This is a genomic window from Cupriavidus sp. 8B, assembly GCF_054589115.1.
In genome coordinates this window covers 1-15,244 of the sequence record NZ_BAAILO010000236.1, presented here as the reverse complement: position 1 = coordinate 15,244, position 15,244 = coordinate 1, and the positions used below count along the sequence as shown (strand labels likewise).

General features: G+C 66.9%; 16 protein-coding genes. All 16 read left to right on the top strand.

The window, feature by feature from the left end:
* On the top strand, positions 1 to 508 hold a 508-nt coding region (locus ACYP5B_RS22555; protein ID WP_459571152.1), incomplete at its 5' end, for an acyl-CoA dehydrogenase family protein.
* 160 nt (positions 509 to 668) lie between these two features.
* Positions 669 to 2,513 (top strand): bifunctional isocitrate dehydrogenase kinase/phosphatase, encoded by a 1,845-nt coding sequence (gene aceK / locus ACYP5B_RS22550; protein WP_267605181.1) that lies wholly within the window; start codon positions 669 to 671, stop codon positions 2,511 to 2,513.
* Positions 2,510 to 3,181 (top strand): carbonate dehydratase, encoded by a 672-nt coding sequence (gene can / locus ACYP5B_RS22545; protein ID WP_267605182.1) that lies wholly within the window; start codon positions 2,510 to 2,512, stop codon positions 3,179 to 3,181. Before aceK ends, can begins: the two co-directional genes overlap by 4 nt.
* Before the next feature lie 93 nt (positions 3,182 to 3,274).
* On the top strand, positions 3,275 to 4,471 hold the full coding sequence (locus ACYP5B_RS22540) for an acetyl-CoA C-acetyltransferase (protein ID WP_459571151.1): 1,197 nt from the start codon (positions 3,275 to 3,277) through the stop codon (positions 4,469 to 4,471).
* A 92-nt stretch (positions 4,472 to 4,563) separates the two neighbouring features.
* Entirely contained in the window at positions 4,564 to 5,244 is a 681-nt protein-coding gene (locus ACYP5B_RS22535) for an SDR family oxidoreductase (RefSeq protein WP_459571150.1), read from the top strand.
* Between the two features lie 60 nt (positions 5,245 to 5,304).
* Positions 5,305 to 6,435 (top strand): acyl-CoA dehydrogenase family protein, encoded by a 1,131-nt coding sequence (locus tag ACYP5B_RS22530; RefSeq protein WP_267605185.1) that lies wholly within the window; start codon positions 5,305 to 5,307, stop codon positions 6,433 to 6,435.
* Positions 6,436 to 6,535: 100 nt separating this feature from the next.
* Positions 6,536 to 7,219, top strand: coding sequence for a DsbA family protein (locus ACYP5B_RS22525; protein WP_459571149.1), 684 nt, complete (start codon positions 6,536 to 6,538; stop codon positions 7,217 to 7,219).
* On the top strand, positions 7,216 to 7,905 hold the full coding sequence (locus ACYP5B_RS22520) for an HAD family hydrolase (RefSeq protein WP_267605187.1): 690 nt from the start codon (positions 7,216 to 7,218) through the stop codon (positions 7,903 to 7,905). Before ACYP5B_RS22525 ends, ACYP5B_RS22520 begins: the two co-directional genes overlap by 4 nt.
* Entirely contained in the window at positions 7,902 to 8,321 is a 420-nt protein-coding gene (locus ACYP5B_RS22515) for a YchJ family metal-binding protein (RefSeq protein WP_267605188.1), read from the top strand. Before ACYP5B_RS22520 ends, ACYP5B_RS22515 begins: the two co-directional genes overlap by 4 nt.
* Positions 8,318 to 9,019, top strand: coding sequence for a glutathione S-transferase family protein (locus tag ACYP5B_RS22510; RefSeq protein WP_400097481.1), 702 nt, complete (start codon positions 8,318 to 8,320; stop codon positions 9,017 to 9,019). The genes ACYP5B_RS22515 and ACYP5B_RS22510 overlap by 4 nt, the downstream gene beginning before the upstream one ends.
* Before the next feature lie 65 nt (positions 9,020 to 9,084).
* A complete protein-coding gene (locus tag ACYP5B_RS22505) occupies positions 9,085 to 9,984 on the top strand; it encodes a dienelactone hydrolase family protein (RefSeq protein WP_318233956.1) in 900 nt (299 codons plus the stop codon).
* A gap of 273 nt (positions 9,985 to 10,257) precedes the next feature.
* The gene (bioA, locus tag ACYP5B_RS22500; RefSeq protein ID WP_400097479.1) at positions 10,258 to 11,745 is read left to right on the top strand and encodes an adenosylmethionine--8-amino-7-oxononanoate transaminase; all 1,488 of its coding nucleotides are present in this window, start codon (positions 10,258 to 10,260) and stop codon (positions 11,743 to 11,745) included.
* Positions 11,735 to 12,952, top strand: a complete 1,218-nt coding sequence (gene bioF / locus ACYP5B_RS22495) for an 8-amino-7-oxononanoate synthase (RefSeq protein WP_318233958.1) — start codon at positions 11,735 to 11,737, stop codon at positions 12,950 to 12,952. The genes bioA and bioF overlap by 11 nt, the downstream gene beginning before the upstream one ends.
* Positions 12,949 to 13,671 (top strand): dethiobiotin synthase, encoded by a 723-nt coding sequence (gene bioD, locus ACYP5B_RS22490; protein ID WP_459571148.1) that lies wholly within the window; start codon positions 12,949 to 12,951, stop codon positions 13,669 to 13,671. The genes bioF and bioD overlap by 4 nt, the downstream gene beginning before the upstream one ends.
* Positions 13,672 to 13,727: 56 nt before the next feature.
* Positions 13,728 to 14,774 (top strand): biotin synthase BioB, encoded by a 1,047-nt coding sequence (gene bioB / locus ACYP5B_RS22485; RefSeq protein WP_400097475.1) that lies wholly within the window; start codon positions 13,728 to 13,730, stop codon positions 14,772 to 14,774.
* 95 nt (positions 14,775 to 14,869) lie between these two features.
* On the top strand, positions 14,870 to 15,244 hold a 375-nt coding region (locus tag ACYP5B_RS22480), incomplete at its 3' end, for a biotin carboxylase N-terminal domain-containing protein (protein WP_459571147.1).

Sequence of the window (15,244 nt, the reverse complement as noted above, 5' to 3'; positions counted from 1 at the left end):
GCCGGTGGAGAACATCCTTGGCGGCGAGAACCTGGGCGCCAAGGTGCTGATGAGCGGGCTGGACTATGAGCGCGCGGTGCTCTCCGGCGGCCCGGTGGGCATCATGCAGGCGTGCATGGACGTGATCACGCCGTACATCCACGACCGCAAGCAGTTCGGCCAGAGCATTGGCGAATTCCAGCTGATCCAGGGCAAGGTGGCTGACATGTACACCACGCTGCAGGCCGCACGCAGCTACCTCTACACGGTGGGCAAGAATCTCGACTCGCTCGGCACCGAACACGTGCGCCAGGTGCGCAAGGACTGCGCCGCAGTGATCCTGTACACCGCCGAGAAGGCAACCTGGATGGCCGGCGAATCCGTGCAGATCCTGGGCGGCAACGGCTATATCAACGAGTACCCGGTGGGCCGCCTGTGGCGCGACGCCAAGCTGTACGAGATCGGCGCCGGCACCTCGGAAATCCGCCGCATGCTGATCGGGCGCGAGCTGTTCTCGCAAACCATGTGACGCAGGCGCTGCACGCGGCCGGGCGCGGTGGCGCGAGGCGGCAGCGCCAGCCTAAGTGCCCTGCCGCCTGCGCCGAATTGACCGAAAGAGCACTCGCCCTACCGCCGAACCAATTTACAATCTCCGGAACCACCTCTAGCTTTAGTCACCGGTCTGCGACATGTCCCACTTCCCCAAGCTGCTGTCCTCGCAGATCGCCTACGACGTGGCCCGGACCATGCTGGACGGGTTTGACAAGCACTACCGGCTGTTCCGCGAGGTGAGCCATCAGGCCAAGCTGAAGTTCGAAGCGGCCGACTGGCATGGCCTGCTGCAACTGCAGCGCGACCGCATCGACTTCTACAACGAGCGGGTACGCGAAACCAGCGTGATCCTGGAAGACGAATACGACGCGGAAAATATCGAAGACGAGATCTGGCAGCAGATCAAGCTGCACTACATCGGCCTGCTGACCAATCACCACCAGCCCGAATTGGCCGAGACGTTCTTCAACTCGGTATGCACGCGCATCCTGCACCGCTCGTACTTCAACAACGACTTCATCTTCGTGCGCCCGGCCGTCTCGACCGAGTACATCGAGAACGAGGAGTCGCCCACGCGGCCGACCTTCCGCGCCTACTATCCGGGCAGCCGCAAGGGCATGGCGGCGTGCTTCGAGCGCATCGTCCACAATTTCCAGCTTGAGCGCCCGTTCGACGATCTCACGCGCGATATCGGCTATGTGGTGCGCGCCGTCACCGAGTATTTCGGCGACTTGCGCATTGCGCCGAATTTCCAGATCCACGTGCTGTCGTCGCTGTTCTTCCGCAACAAGTCGGCCTTCATCGTCGGCCGTATCCTGAATGCCGACCGCACCTACCCGCTGGCGATTCCCATCGTGCACACGCCAGGTGGCAAGCTGTCGCTCGACACGGTGCTGCTAAAGAAGGTGCAGCTGCTGATCCTGTTCTCCTTCACGCACTCGTACTTCATGGTCGACATGGAGATCCCGTCGGCGTACGTGACCTTCCTGCGCGACATCATGCCGCGCAAGCCGCGCGCTGAAATCTATACCTCGCTGGGCTTGCAAAAGCAGGGCAAGAACCTGTTCTACCGGGACTTCCTGCATCATCTGCAGCACTCCTCGGACAAGTTCATCAGCGCGCCCGGCATCAAGGGCCTGGTGATGCTGGTGTTCACGCTGCCGTCGTACCCTTACGTGTTCAAGGTGATCAAGGACTACTACCCGGCGCCCAAGGAGACCACGCGCGAGCTGATCAAGTCCAAGTACCAGCTGGTCAAGCAGCACGACCGCGTCGGGCGGATGGCCGATACGCTGGAGTACTCCGACGTGGCCTTCCCGCTCTCGCGCTTCGACGATGCGCTGGTGCGCGAGCTGGAGCTGCATGCGCCGTCGATGATCGAATACCAGCGTGGCAAGGATGGCGGCGAGGAAATTGTCGTGCGCCACGTGTATATTGAGCGCCGCATGACGCCGCTGAACATCTGGCTGCAGGAAGGCTCGGATGCGCAGGTCGAGCACGGCATCGTCGAGTACGGCAACGCCATCAAGGAGCTGATCGCCGCCAATATCTTCCCCGGCGACATGCTCTACAAGAACTTCGGCGTGACGCGCCACGGGCGCGTGGTGTTCTACGACTACGACGAGATCGAGTACATGACGGACACCAATGTCCGCCACGTGCCGCAGCCGCGCAACGAGGAGGAGGAAATGTCCGGCGAGGTCTGGTTCAGCGTGGGACGGCACGATATCTTCCCCGAGACCTATCGCACCTTCCTGCTCGGCGACGCGCGCGTGCGCGCTGCTTTCCTGCGGCACCACGAAGACTTTTTCGATCCTGCCATGTGGCAGGCTCACAAGGACCGGCTGCTGGCCGGGCAAATCCATGACTTCTATGCCTACGATGTTTCTGAACGCTTTATCCATCGCTATGCCGCCGGCAGCGGCGACGCCAAAGCGCGTGCGCACGGCAACGAACATGCTCCAGCAAGGAGAGTCGCATGAGTGACGCCATCGCACAGCTATTCCGCAACAACCGCGAGTGGGTGGACCGCGTCAATGCGGAAGACCCGAGCTTCTTCATGCGCCTGGCCAACCAGCAAGCGCCCGAGTACCTGTGGATCGGCTGCTCCGATTCGCGCGTGCCGGCCAACCAGATTCTCGGGCTGGCGCCTGGCGAGGTGTTTGTCCACCGCAATATCGCCAACGTCATCGCCCATAGCGACCTCAACGCGCTGTCCGTGATCCAGTTCGCGGTGGAAGTGCTCAAGGTGCGCCACATCACCGTGGTGGGCCACTATGGCTGCGGCGGCGTCAAGGTGGCGCTCAAGCGCCAGCGCATCGGCCTGGCCGACAACTGGCTGCGCCATGTGCGCGACGTGGCCGACAAGCACGGCGCCTACCTTGGCACCATCACCCGCGAGGAAGACGCGCACACGCGCCTGTGCGAGCTCAACGTGATCGAGCAGGTCAACAACGTGTGCCAGACCACGGTGCTGCAGGACGCGTGGGACCGCGGGCAGGCGGTCACGGTTCATGGCTGGGTCTACGGCGTGTCCGATGGGCTGCTGCGCGACCTGGGCATGGCCGCCAGCAGCAACGACGAACTGCACGCCCAGCTTGAGGCCGCCTACCGCCAGTTCGGCGATCCGCCGCAAGCATCGATCCGCTAGCCGTTCGTCATCAGCCAGGCAGCAAGCACAGAGAGATTTCCGGCAAGAGCCAACATCGCCGCCAGTCAGCGCCCCAATCATTGGAGACATACCATGCATGATCCCGTTGTCATCGTATCCGCCGCCCGCACCCCCATGGCGGCTTTCCAGGGCGAGTTCGCCGCGCTGACGGCGCCGCAGCTTGGCGCCACCGCCATCCGCGCCGCAGTTGAGCGCGCCGGCCTGACGCCGGAGCAGATCGAGGAGGTGGTGTTCGGCTGCGTGCTGCCTGCGGGCCTGGGCCAGGCGCCGGCCCGGCAGGCTGCCCTGGGCGCTGGCCTGCCGCTTGGCGTGGGATGCACCACCGTCAACAAGATGTGCGGCTCCGGCATGCGCGCCGCCATGAATGTGCATGACGCGCTGATCGCGGGCGCATTCGAGATCGGCATTGCCGGCGGCATGGAGAGCATGACCAATGCGCCGTACCTGGTGCCCAAGGGCCGCGGCGGCTACCGCATCGGCCATGGCATGATCTTCGACCACATGATGCTGGATGGGCTGGAGGATGCCTACATCAAGGACGAAAAAGGCGGCGGCCGCTCGATGGGCACCTTCGGCGAGGACTGCGCGGCCAAGTACAAGTTCACCCGCGAGGCGCAGGACGCGTTCGCCATGGAAAGCGTGCGGCGCGCCCAGCAGGCCACCGAGCGCGGTGACTTCCGCTGGGAGATTGCGCCGGTGACGGTGCCGGGGCGCGGCGGCGACACCGTCATCGACACCGATGAAGGCCCGCGCCGCATCAAGGTCGACAAGATCCCTTCGCTCAAGCCCGCCTTTGCCAAGGACGGCACCATTACCGCCGCCTCATCGTCGTCGATCAACGATGGCGCGGCCGCGCTGGTGATGATGCGCGAATCCACCGCCAAGCGGCTTGGCCTGGAACCGCTGGCCCGCTTGCTGGGTCACACCACGCATGCGCAGGCGCCCGGCTGGTTCACCACCGCGCCGGTGGAGGCGATGAACAAGCTGTACCGCAAGCTTGACTGGACCACAGACAGCGTCGACCTGTTCGAGATCAACGAAGCGTTCGCCGTGGTGCCAATGGCTGCCATGCACGACCTCAAGATCCCGCGCGACAAGGTCAACATCCACGGCGGCGCCTGCGCGCTGGGCCACCCGATCGGTGCCTCGGGCGCGCGCATCATGGCTACGCTGATCGGCGCGCTGCGCAAGACCGGCGGCAAGCGCGGCGTGGCCAGCTTGTGCATCGGCGGGGGCGAAGCCACCGCCGTGGGGCTGGAGATCGTTTGATCTAGCAACGCCGGCTGCATCGACAGCCATGAAGCGGCTGCCGCCCCGTGCGGCAGCCAGGCCGTAGCCAACATAGAAGAAGGAGTACCGCCTTGCCAACTGCTCTCATCCTTGGTGCCTCGCGTGGCATCGGTCTCGAATTCGTGCGCCAGTACCGCGCCGACGGCTGGCGGGTACTGGCCGTCGCGCGCAGCGACGATGGCTTAAAGGCCATCGAGGCGCTCGGCGCGGAGGCGCTGCGCGCCGACCTGACCGACGCGGGCCAGGTCGCCGGGCTGGGCTGGAAGCTGGACGGCGAGTCCATCGACGTGGCGATCTACAACGCGGGCGTGATCGGCCCGCGCACCGAAGGCGCGCAGCCGGTGACCCGTGAGGACTTCGACAAGGTCATGCATGTCAACGTGCTGGGGCCGATGATGGCGCTGCCGTTGCTGCTGCCGCTGGTCGAGGCCGGGCGCTCGGGCAAGGGCGGCGTGCTGGCGGTGCTGGCCTCGCGCATGGGCAGCATCGGCACCATGGACAGCAACCGCAGCTGGCTCTACCGCGTCAGCAAGGCGGCCGCCAACGCGGCACTCAAGGCCACCTCGCTCGACGCGCGCCACGCCACCTGCCTGGCCTTCCACCCGGGCTGGGTACAGACCGAGATGGGCGGCAAGGAAGCCGACCTCACGCCGCAGCAAAGCGTATCCGGGATGCGCAGCGTGATTGCCGGCGCGACTCGGCAGGACAACGGCGGCTTTCGCAACTACGATGGCAGCGTGATCCCGTGGTGAGCACCGCTTCTGTTGTTTTCTTTGCCACGGCCGTCGCCGCTACCCGCTTGGTGATCTGACATGCTGCTCACGCCAGAACAGGAAATGATCCGCGACGCCGTGCGCCAGTTCGCACAGCAGGAGATCGCGCCGCACGCCGCCGCATGGGATCGCGACAAAACCTTCCCGCAGGCGGTGCACCGCGAGCTGGCCGCGCTGGGCGCGTACGGCGTGGCTGTGCCCGAGCAGTACGGCGGGGCCGGACTCGACTATCTCTCGCTGGCGCTGATCCTGGAAGAAATTGCCGCCGGCGACGGCGGCACCTCCACCGTCATCAGCGTCAACAACTGCCCGGTTTGCAGCATGTTGATGGCCTTCGCGAGCGAGGCGCAGAAGCAGCAGTGGCTGGTGCCGCTGGCGCGCGGCGAAATGCTCGGCGCCTTCTGCCTGACCGAGCCGCACGTGGGCTCGGATGCCGCCGCGCTGCGCACCAGCGCGGTGAGGGATGGCGACGACTACGTGCTCAACGGCGTCAAGCAATTCATCACCAGCGGCAAGAACGCCGACGTGGCCATCGTGCTCGCGGTCACCGACAAGGCGGCGGGCAAGCGCGGCATCAGCGCCTTCCTGGTGCCCACCGCCACGCCCGGCTATATCGTCGCGCGGCTCGAGGAAAAACTCGGCCAGCATTCGTCGGACACCGCGCAGATCCTGTTCGAGGATTGCCGTGTGCCGGCAGCCAATATGCTGGGCGAGGAGGGTGCCGGCTACAAGATGGCGCTGTCCGGCCTGGAAGGCGGACGCATCGGCATTGCCTCGCAAAGCATCGGCATGGCGCGCGCGGCGTTCGACGCGGCGCTGGCCTATGCCAAGGAACGCGAGAGCTTCGGCCAGCCGCTGTTCGCGCATCAGGCCGTGCAGTTCCGCCTGGCCGACATGGCGACCAAGATCGAGGTGGCGCGGCAGATGGTGTGGCACGCCGCGTCGCTCAAGGACGCGGGGCGGCCTTGCCTGAAGGAGGCCGCCATGGCCAAGCTGTATGCCAGCGAGATGGCCGAGGAGGTCTGCTCGGCCGCCATCCAGGTCTTCGGCGGCTATGGCTATGTCAGCGATTTCCCGGTCGAGCGCATCTACCGGGATGTGCGCGTGTGCCAGATCTACGAGGGTACCAGCGACATCCAGAAGATACTGATCGCGCGGGCGCTGGCCTGAGGGCGGCTTGCGTGCAGCACGGAACCAACCAGTTGGCGCATCATCGAATCACCGAAGTATCGAACCCAAACGGCCAGACGCCAGGAGCCCACAGACAACAATGACTGCTGCCATCGATTTCTACTTCGATTTCTCCTCGCCCTATGGCTACTTCGCCAGCACGCGCATCGACGAGCTGGCGCAGAAATACGGGCGCATCGTCGCCTGGCATCCGATCCTGCTCGGCGTGGTGTTCAAGACCACCGGCAGCTCGCCGCTGCCGCAGGTGCCGCTCAAGGGCGACTATTCCTGGCGCGATTTCGAGCGCACCGCGCGCTTCCACAATATCGAGTACAAGCGCCCGACGCACTTCCCGCTGCCCACCACGCAAGCCGCCCGCGCCGTGCTGTGGCTGCAGAACCATCATGGCGACGATATCGCCACCGCGTTCGCCAAGTCGGTTTATCACGCCCTGTTCGTGGACGACATCAACATCGCCGAGCCGGCCGAGCTGGTAAAGCTGGCCGGGCCGCTCGGCATCGACGCGCACACCATGGATGCCGGCGCCAGCAGCTTCCAGATCAAGGACCAGCTCAAGGCCGAGATCGACGTGGCCATGGCCAAGGGCGTGTTCGGCTCGCCCTTCGTGATCATCGACGGCGAGCCGTTCTGGGGCTTCGACCGCTTCGACCAGATTGAGGCACACCTCAAGAGCAAGCGCCCCACGGAACTACGTGCCGTGCCGGGCAAGGACAGCAACACAGACAGCAGCACAGACAGCAGCAAGGAAAAGAAACCCGCATGAATGCCAGCATCAAGCCGATCCGCCATCCCCGCTTCGATTGCGTGATTTTCGATTGCGACGGCGTGCTCGTCGACAGCGAGCCCATCGTCAACCGCGTGCTCAACGAGATGCTCAATGAGCTTGGCATCCGCATCTCGATCGAGGAATCCACCAAGTGGTTCCTTGGCCGCGCGGTGCGCGAAGAACTCGACAACATCGCCAGCCGGCGCGGCTCGCCGCTGCCGGAAAACTGGCTGTCGGAGTGGTTTGTGCGTCGCAACGCAGTCCTTGAGGCGGAAGTGCAGGCGGTGCCGCATGTGCGCGAAGCGGTCTGCGCGATCGTGGCGGCAGGCTTGCCGATCTGCCTGGCCTCGGGCGCGGATCGCATCAAGGTCAAACTGCAGCTGATCCGCACCGGCCTGGTGGAGCTGTTCCAGCAGGACGAGCGCGAGCATATCTTCTCGTCCACCGAGGTCGAGCGCAGCAAGCCCGCGCCCGATGTCTACCTGCTGGCGGCGCGCACCATGAACGTGGAACCGGCGCGCTGCGTGGTGATCGAGGATAGCCCGACGGGCGTGACCGCAGGTGTTGCCGCGGGCATGACCGTGCTCGGCTACGCCGCGCGCAACGCGGCGCAATCGCTGATGGCCGCCGGCGCTGTAGCGACCTTCACCGATATGCGCGAGCTGCCGGGGCTGATCGGATGAAGGCGCGCGCGTCCGGCACCGGCGGCTGCCCATGCGGCGGGGGCGACTATGCCACCTGCTGCGGGCGCTTTCATCGCGGCGAGGCGCTGCCGTTCAACGCCGAGCAACTGATGCGCTCGCGCTATAGCGCCTATGTGCTGGGCGACGTGGACTGGCTGCGTCATACGTGGCATCCATCCACCTGCCCGGCCGATCTCGCCGCGGACACGGATACGCGCTGGCTCGGGCTGGCCGTCAAGGCGCATGCGCAGCAGGACGAGACGCATGCCCAGGTGGAATTCGTGGCGCGCTACAAGGTGGGCGGGCGCGCCTGGCGGCTGCACGAGCGCAGCCGCTTTGTACGCGAGCCGCGCAGTGCCGGCGAGGCGCCGCGCTGGCTCTATGTCGATGGCGAAATGCTGGGGGAGACACCATGACGGAATCGATGGCTGCTGGCACCGCGCAGGAGACCGCGCAAGACACCGGTTACCTGCTGTATGGCTTCGCGCAGTCCGGCAACACCTACAAGGTGGCATTGCTGCTGGAAACCGTCGGCGTGCAGCGTGGCCGAAAGCTGTGGACGCCGCGCTTCGTCGACTACTTCAACGGCGAGACGCACACGCCGGAGTACCGCGCCATCAACGAAATGGGCGAGGCGCCGGTGCTTGAGTTCGATGGCCGCCGCCTGTCGCAATCGGGCGCCATCCTGGACCTGCTCGCGCAGCGTCTCGACATCTACGGCCCCGCCAGCGAGGCCGAACGCACCGAGGTCTTGCGCTGGCTGCTGTTCGACAATCACAAGTTCACGTCCTACACCGCAAGCTACCGCTTCCTGCGCGCCTTCGCCAAGGCGCCGGACCCGGCCGTGCTGCAGTTCCTGCGCCAGCGCTGCGAGGGCGCGTGGAATGTGCTCAACACGCATTTGTCCGGACGGCCGTACGTGCTGGGCGAGCGCTTGACCATCGCCGATTTTTCGCTGGCAGGGTACGTGTTCTACGACGACGAGATCGGCGTGCATTGGCGCAAGGAGTATCCGCATATCCACGCCTGGACCGAGCGGCTGCGTACGCTGCCGGGCTGGCGCCATCCTTACGATCTGTTGCCGGGGCATCCGTTGCCCAAGCGCACGGGCTGAAGGGGCGGGCAGCGGGCAGAGCAGCGACGCCGCGCACGGCGGTGGCAACCAAGGAGCAGGCAATCATGAGATGGATGCATCGGCTGGCCCTGGCCCTGCTGTTGACCCTGCCATTCACCGGCGCCATGGCCCTGCCTCCATCCACGAAGCAGGCCCAGGCACCTGCGACGATCGCCGCCATCATCCCCGGCGCCTCGGAGCAGATCGCGATGGTTCCCAAGCCCGGCATCATGTTCTCGCTGGAGTTGGAGACCACCGTCTTCAAGCCACCCGGCGACGGCCCGTTTCCGCTGGTCGTGATCAATCACGGCAAGGCGGCCGGCAAGCCGGCCTTCCAGTCGCGTGCACGCTACCTCGTGCAGAGCGCGGAGTTCGTCAAGCGCGGCTACGTCGTGGCGCTGCCGATGCGCCAGGGCTTTTCCAAATCCGGCGGCGCGTATATCGGCGGCGGCTGCAATGTCGAGAGCAACGGCGTGGTGCAGGCCGAGGACGTGGTGGCCACGCTCGAATACATGGCCGGGCAGCCCTATGTGGACAAATCGCGCATTGTGGTGATCGGCCAGTCGCATGGCGGGCTGACCACCATGGCCTTTGCCACCATCGCATATCCGGGCGTGCTGGGCGTGATCAATTTTGCCGGCGGCCTGCGCGACGAATCCTGCAGCCGCTGGGAATTCAACCTGGTGGACGCGTTCAGCGACTACGGCAAGAAGGCGCGCTATCCCTCGCTGTGGCTGTATGGCGATAACGACAGCTACTGGCCACAGCCCCTGCCGGCAAAATTCTTCGAGGCCTATACGGCGCAGGCGCATGGCCCCGCCGCCAACGCCCGCATGGTGGATTTCGGGACCTTCGCAAGCGACTCCCACACGCTGTTCGGCGCACGGGCGGGCGTGCCGGTGTGGCTGCCGGAGGTCGAGCGGTTCTTCAAGGAGATCGGGCTTTCGTTCGATCCGCAGCCGTGACGGGCAATTTTTTTCGATAGGTGGATGGAATCGCCCGCCGCATGCGGCGACGCGAGGTGGAGATAGGCGCACGCAAGCGTCAGGATACGAGGCGGTTACGTACTTCTTCGTGCTTTGTCGCTCAACGTGTTGCCAACGTGTAAATCCGACGCTGTTTGCCAATTCACCAGGTAGCTCCCTACCATGACTCTCCCCAACCCGCACGCAAGTGCCGCCACGCCAGGCTCCGCCCGGCCGGGCAGGCTAGCGCGCGGTCAACAAAGGAGGGTTTCCTTGGAAGACCAGTCCAATTCCGCGTCCCTGGCGCCGAGCGCGCATCCCGCCCAGCCCACGCTCGGCGAGCGCAGCTTGCGCGCGGTATGGCATCCGTGCACGCCGCTGCGGCCCGATGCCGGCGAGCCGCCGCTTGCCATCGCCCGTGGTGAGGGCCCCTGGCTGCACGACACCGACGGCCAGCGCTATTTCGACGCTACCAGTTCCTGGTGGGTCAACCTGTTCGGCCACGCCAACCCCGACATCAACGCTGCGTTGCGCGCGCAGCTCGACACGCTCGAGCACGTGATGCTGGCCGGCTGCACGCATGCGCCGGCGGTGGAGCTTGCCGAGCGCCTGTCGGCGCTCACCGGCGGCGCGCTCGGCCATGTGTTCTATGCCAGCGACGGCGCATCCGCCGTCGAGATCGCGCTGAAGATGAGCTTCCACTACTGGCGCAACACCGGCCTGGGCGGCAAGCGCGAATTCGTCTGCCTGCGCCATGGCTATCACGGCGAGACCGTGGGCGCGCTGGCGGTGACCGACGTGGCGATCTTCCGCGATGCCTACGATCCGATGCTGATGAGCTCGCATGTGGTGATGTCGCCAGATGCACGCCAGGCCGCGCCGGGCGAAAGCGCCGCGCATGTCGCGCAGCGCGCGCTGGATGCGCTGGAGGCGCTGCTGCAGGCGCGCGGCGGCCAGATCGCTGCGCTCATCATCGAGCCGCTGGTGCAGTGCGCCGCCGGCATGGCGATGCACGATCCGGTCTACCTGGAAGGCGTGCGCGCGTTGTGCGACCGCTACCGCGTGCACCTGATCGCCGACGAGATCGCGGTGGGCTGCGGGCGCACCGGTACCTTCTTCGCGTGGGAGCAGGCGCGCGGCGCGGGCGAGCCCGGCGCAGCGCTGCCGGCGCACCTGTGGCCGGATTTCCTGTGCTTGTCCAAGGGCATCAGCGGTGGCTACCTGCCGCTCTCGCTGGTGCTGTCGCGCAGCGCGATCCAGCAGGCCTTCGTGGCCGAAGCGCGCGACCCGGACCGCGCCCGCAGCTTCCTGCACTCGCATTCCTATACCGGCAATCCGCTGGCCTGCCGCGCCGCGCTGGCCACGCTGGACCTGTTCGCCAGGCAAGACGTGGTGGCGCAGAACCGCCAGCGCGCGCAGTGGCTCACGCAAGCCATGGCGGGGCTGGCGGCGGATGCGCGGCTGCACCACGTGCGCCAGCGCGGCCTGATCTGGGCCGCCGACGTGCGCGAGGAATACGCGGCCAACGCAGGCGAGTTCGCCGCGCGCTTCCATCACGCCGCGCGCGCGCACGGCGTGCTGATCCGGCCGATCGGCCGCACGCTTTACATCATGCCGCCGTACGTGTTCGATGCGCAGCTTTCGCAATGGCTGGCCGGCCAGTTGCAAGCCACGCTCGACACGGTGCTCGCCGGCATGGACCGGAACGATAGCGCCGGCAACGGTACCGGCGCACCCACGGAGATATGCCATGCTGCTTGAGCACCTGACCCTGGCCGCCGCCGAGCGCGACGAAAAGGCACTGACGCGGCGCCGCCGCACCGCGTACTCCGCCTGCGCGCCGCAGCAAGCCGTGAGCGATGCCTGCGGCGGAGAGATGCACTCGTTGCTGACGTTCTGCAGCAACGACTACCTGGGCCTTGCCAACCATCCCGCGCTGATCGCGGCGATGGCCGAGGGCGCGCGCCAGTTCGGCGCGGGCAGCGGGGCGTCGCACCTGGTGAGCGGCCATTCGCTGGCTCACCACCGGCTCGAGGGTGAGCTGGCGGAGTGGTTCGCGCCGAACATTCCGCACGCGGCTGCGCTCTACTTCAGCACCGGCTATATGGCCAACATGGCGGTGCTGACTGCACTTGGCAGCGCCGACGCCACGCTCTTTTGCGAAGAGCTCAACCATGCCTCGCTGATCGACGGCGCACGCCTGGCGCGTGCCGAAGTCCGCCGCTATGCGCATCGCAATGTGGCCGAGCTGGAAGGCCTGCTGAGCGCCAGCACCAGCCCGCTCAAGCTGATCGTCACCGACAGCGTGTTCAGCATGGACGGCGATTTCGCGCCGCTGGCCGAGCTGCTCACGCTGGCCGAGCGGCACGACGCGTGGATCATCCTGGACGACGCGCATGGCTTCGGCGTGCTGGGCGAGCAAGGCCACGGCGTGCTGGAGCATCTCGCGCTGACGTCGCCGCGCTTCATCTATATCGGCACGCTGGGCAAGGCCGCCGGCGTGGCGGGCGCCTTCGTGGCCGCGCACGAGACCATCATCGATCATCTCGTCAACACCGCGCGGCAGTACATCTACACCACGGCCGCGCCGCCGGCGGTGGCGCACGCCTTGTCCGCCAGCCTGGCGCTGATCGCCGGCGACGAAGGGCGGCAACGCCGCGCGCAGCTCAACGAGCTGATCCGCACGCTGCGTGGCGGCCTGGCCAGCCTGTCCCGTGCGGCCGGCTGGCGGCTGGGCGAGAGCTCGACCGCGATCCAGCCCGTGATCGTGGGCGACAACGTGGCGGCGCTGGCGCTGTCCGCGGCGCTGGAGGCAGATGGCATCCGCGTTGGCGCGATTCGCCCGCCCACCGTGCCCGTCGGAACCGCGCGCCTGCGCATCACGCTGTCGGCCTCGCACACCGTGGCCGATGTCGAGCGCCTGCTCGCCAGCCTTGCCAGCGTGGTGCCGCGCAAGGAGGCGTCATGATCGCCTGTTTTGTCACGGGCACCGACACCGGCATCGGCAAGACGCACGCCAGCGCCACCTTGCTGCACGCGCTGCGCGCCGCCGGCCATCGGGCCGTCGGCATGAAGCCGGTGGCAAGCGGCAGCGAATGGCGCGATGACCATTGGCACAACGATGACGTGGCGCGACTGCGCGCCGCCAGCTCGGTGACCGTGCCGCAAGCGCTGACGTGCCCGTTTTTGCTGCGCACGCCGGCCTCGCCGCACCTGGCCGCCGCCATCGAAGGCGCGCACATCACGCGCGAGCCGATCCGCGCCGCCTTTGCCGCGCTGCAGGCGCAGGCCGACGCGGTGGTGGTGGAAGGCGTTGGCGGCTTTTGCGTGCCGCTGGACGGCGCGCCGCGGGAGCAGGGCGGCTGGGACACGGCCGACCTCGCCGTGATGCTCGGCCTGCCGGTGGTGCTGGTGGTTGGCATCCGCCTGGGCTGCATCAGCCACGCGCTGCTCACCGCCGAAGCCGTGCGCGCGCGCGGCCTGCACCTGGCCGGCTGGATCGCCAACCGCATCGATCCCGACATGCTCCTGGCCGACGAGAACATCGACACGCTGCGCGCGGCGCTGGGCGCGCCCTGGCTCGGCACGCTGCCGTGGCAGACCGCGCCGGCCGAAGCCGCCAGCCAGCTCGCGCTGGCGCCGCTCTTTGCCGCTTGCCATGCCGCCGGCACCGGCATTGCCGCCTGAGCGCGCAACGAACAAAGACTGAAAACACCGAACGAATCACCGGACAAATCACCACCATGACCGCAACCACCCACGCCGGCCAGACTGTCGCCACCATTTCCGCCGACACCCTGCGCCAGACCGCCCGCCGCTTCACCGAGCCCACGCCCGCCACCAAGCCGGGCGACTGGACCGTGGCCGAGGTCGCCGCGCTGTACGCGCTGCCGTTCAACGATCTGCTGTTCCGCGCCCAGCAGGTGCACCGCGAGCATTTCGATCCCAACGCCGTGCAGCTCTCCACGCTGCTGTCGATCAAGACAGGTGGCTGCGAAGAGGATTGCGGCTACTGCCCGCAGAGCGCGCACCACGATGCCGGCGTCACCGCGGGCAAGCTGATGGCGCTCGACGAGGTGCTGGAGGCCGCGCGTGCCGCCAAGGCCAGTGGCGCTGGCCGCTTCTGCATGGGCGCCGCCTGGCGCAGCCCGAAGGACCGCCACCTTGAGCCGGTGATCGAGATGGTGAAGGAGGTCAAGGCCATGGGCCTGGAGACCTGCGTCACGCTCGGCATGCTGGAGGCCGAGCAGGCGCAGCGCCTGAAGGACGCGGGCCTCGACTACTACAACCACAACCTCGATACCTCGCCCGAGTTCTACGGCGAGATCATAGGCACCCGCACCTACCAGGACCGCCTGGACACCATCGGCCATGTGCGCGAGGCCGGCATCAACGTGTGCTGCGGCGGCATCGTCGGCATGGGCGAATCGCGCGAAGCGCGCGCCGGGCTGATCGCGCAGCTCGCCAACCTCGACCCGTATCCCGAATCGGTGCCCATCAACAACCTGGTGGCGGTCAAGGGCACGCCGCTGGCCGACACCGCGCCGATCGACCCGTTCGAGTTCGTGCGCACCATCGCCGTGGCGCGCATCACCATGCCCAGCGCCATGGTGCGCCTGTCCGCCGGCCGCGAGACCATGGACGACGCGCTGCAGGCCCTGTGCTTCATGGCCGGCGCCAATTCCATCTTCTACGGCGACCGCTTGCTGACCACCGCCAACCCCCAGGCAGATCGCGATCGCGCATTGCTGGCACGGCTGGATATCCGCACCGAGGGCTACGCAGGGTAAGCTGGCGGAAACGGCGGCGGCCAACGGCCAATGGTCAACGGCCGCCGTCCCCGCAACCGCGCTGGCTGCGGACAGAAGTCCATCAGGGGGACGCCATGTTCAACAAGATCCTGATCGCCAATCGCGGCGAAATCGCCTGCCGCGTGGCAGCCACCTGCCGCCGCCTCGGCATCCGCACGGTGGCCGTCTACTCCGACGCCGACGCCAATGCCCGCCACGTGGCGCTGTGCGACGAGGCCGTGCATATCGGCGGCGCCGCCGCGCGCGACAGCTACCTGCGCGGCGACCACATCATCGAAATGGCCAAGGCCACCGGTGCGCAGGCCATCCATCCGGGCTACGGCTTCCTTTCTGAAAACGATGGCTTCGCCGAGGCCTGCGCCGAAGCCGGCCTCGTCTTCATTGGCCCGCCGGCATCGAGCATCCGCGCCATGGGCAGCAAGAGCGCCGCCAAGCGCCTGATGGAACAA

What these genes read in the sequence shown, in the direction of transcription:
- ACYP5B_RS22525 (WP_459571149.1), top strand. Translation starts at nt 6,536, where the DNA reads ATGACTGCTGCCATCGATTTCTACTTCGATTTCTCCTCGCCCTATGGC.
- aceK (WP_267605181.1), top strand. Translation starts at nt 669, where the DNA reads ATGTCCCACTTCCCCAAGCTGCTGTCCTCGCAGATCGCCTACGACGTG.
- ACYP5B_RS22510 (WP_400097481.1), top strand. Translation starts at nt 8,318, where the DNA reads ATGACGGAATCGATGGCTGCTGGCACCGCGCAGGAGACCGCGCAAGAC.
- bioF (WP_318233958.1), top strand. Translation starts at nt 11,735, where the DNA reads ATGCTGCTTGAGCACCTGACCCTGGCCGCCGCCGAGCGCGACGAAAAG.
- bioB (WP_400097475.1), top strand. Translation starts at nt 13,728, where the DNA reads ATGACCGCAACCACCCACGCCGGCCAGACTGTCGCCACCATTTCCGCC.
- ACYP5B_RS22530 (WP_267605185.1), top strand. Translation starts at nt 5,305, where the DNA reads ATGCTGCTCACGCCAGAACAGGAAATGATCCGCGACGCCGTGCGCCAG.
- ACYP5B_RS22505 (WP_318233956.1), top strand. Translation starts at nt 9,085, where the DNA reads ATGAGATGGATGCATCGGCTGGCCCTGGCCCTGCTGTTGACCCTGCCA.
- bioD (WP_459571148.1), top strand. Translation starts at nt 12,949, where the DNA reads ATGATCGCCTGTTTTGTCACGGGCACCGACACCGGCATCGGCAAGACG.
- can (WP_267605182.1), top strand. Translation starts at nt 2,510, where the DNA reads ATGAGTGACGCCATCGCACAGCTATTCCGCAACAACCGCGAGTGGGTG.
- ACYP5B_RS22515 (WP_267605188.1), top strand. Translation starts at nt 7,902, where the DNA reads ATGAAGGCGCGCGCGTCCGGCACCGGCGGCTGCCCATGCGGCGGGGGC.
- ACYP5B_RS22520 (WP_267605187.1), top strand. Translation starts at nt 7,216, where the DNA reads ATGAATGCCAGCATCAAGCCGATCCGCCATCCCCGCTTCGATTGCGTG.
- ACYP5B_RS22540 (WP_459571151.1), top strand. Translation starts at nt 3,275, where the DNA reads ATGCATGATCCCGTTGTCATCGTATCCGCCGCCCGCACCCCCATGGCG.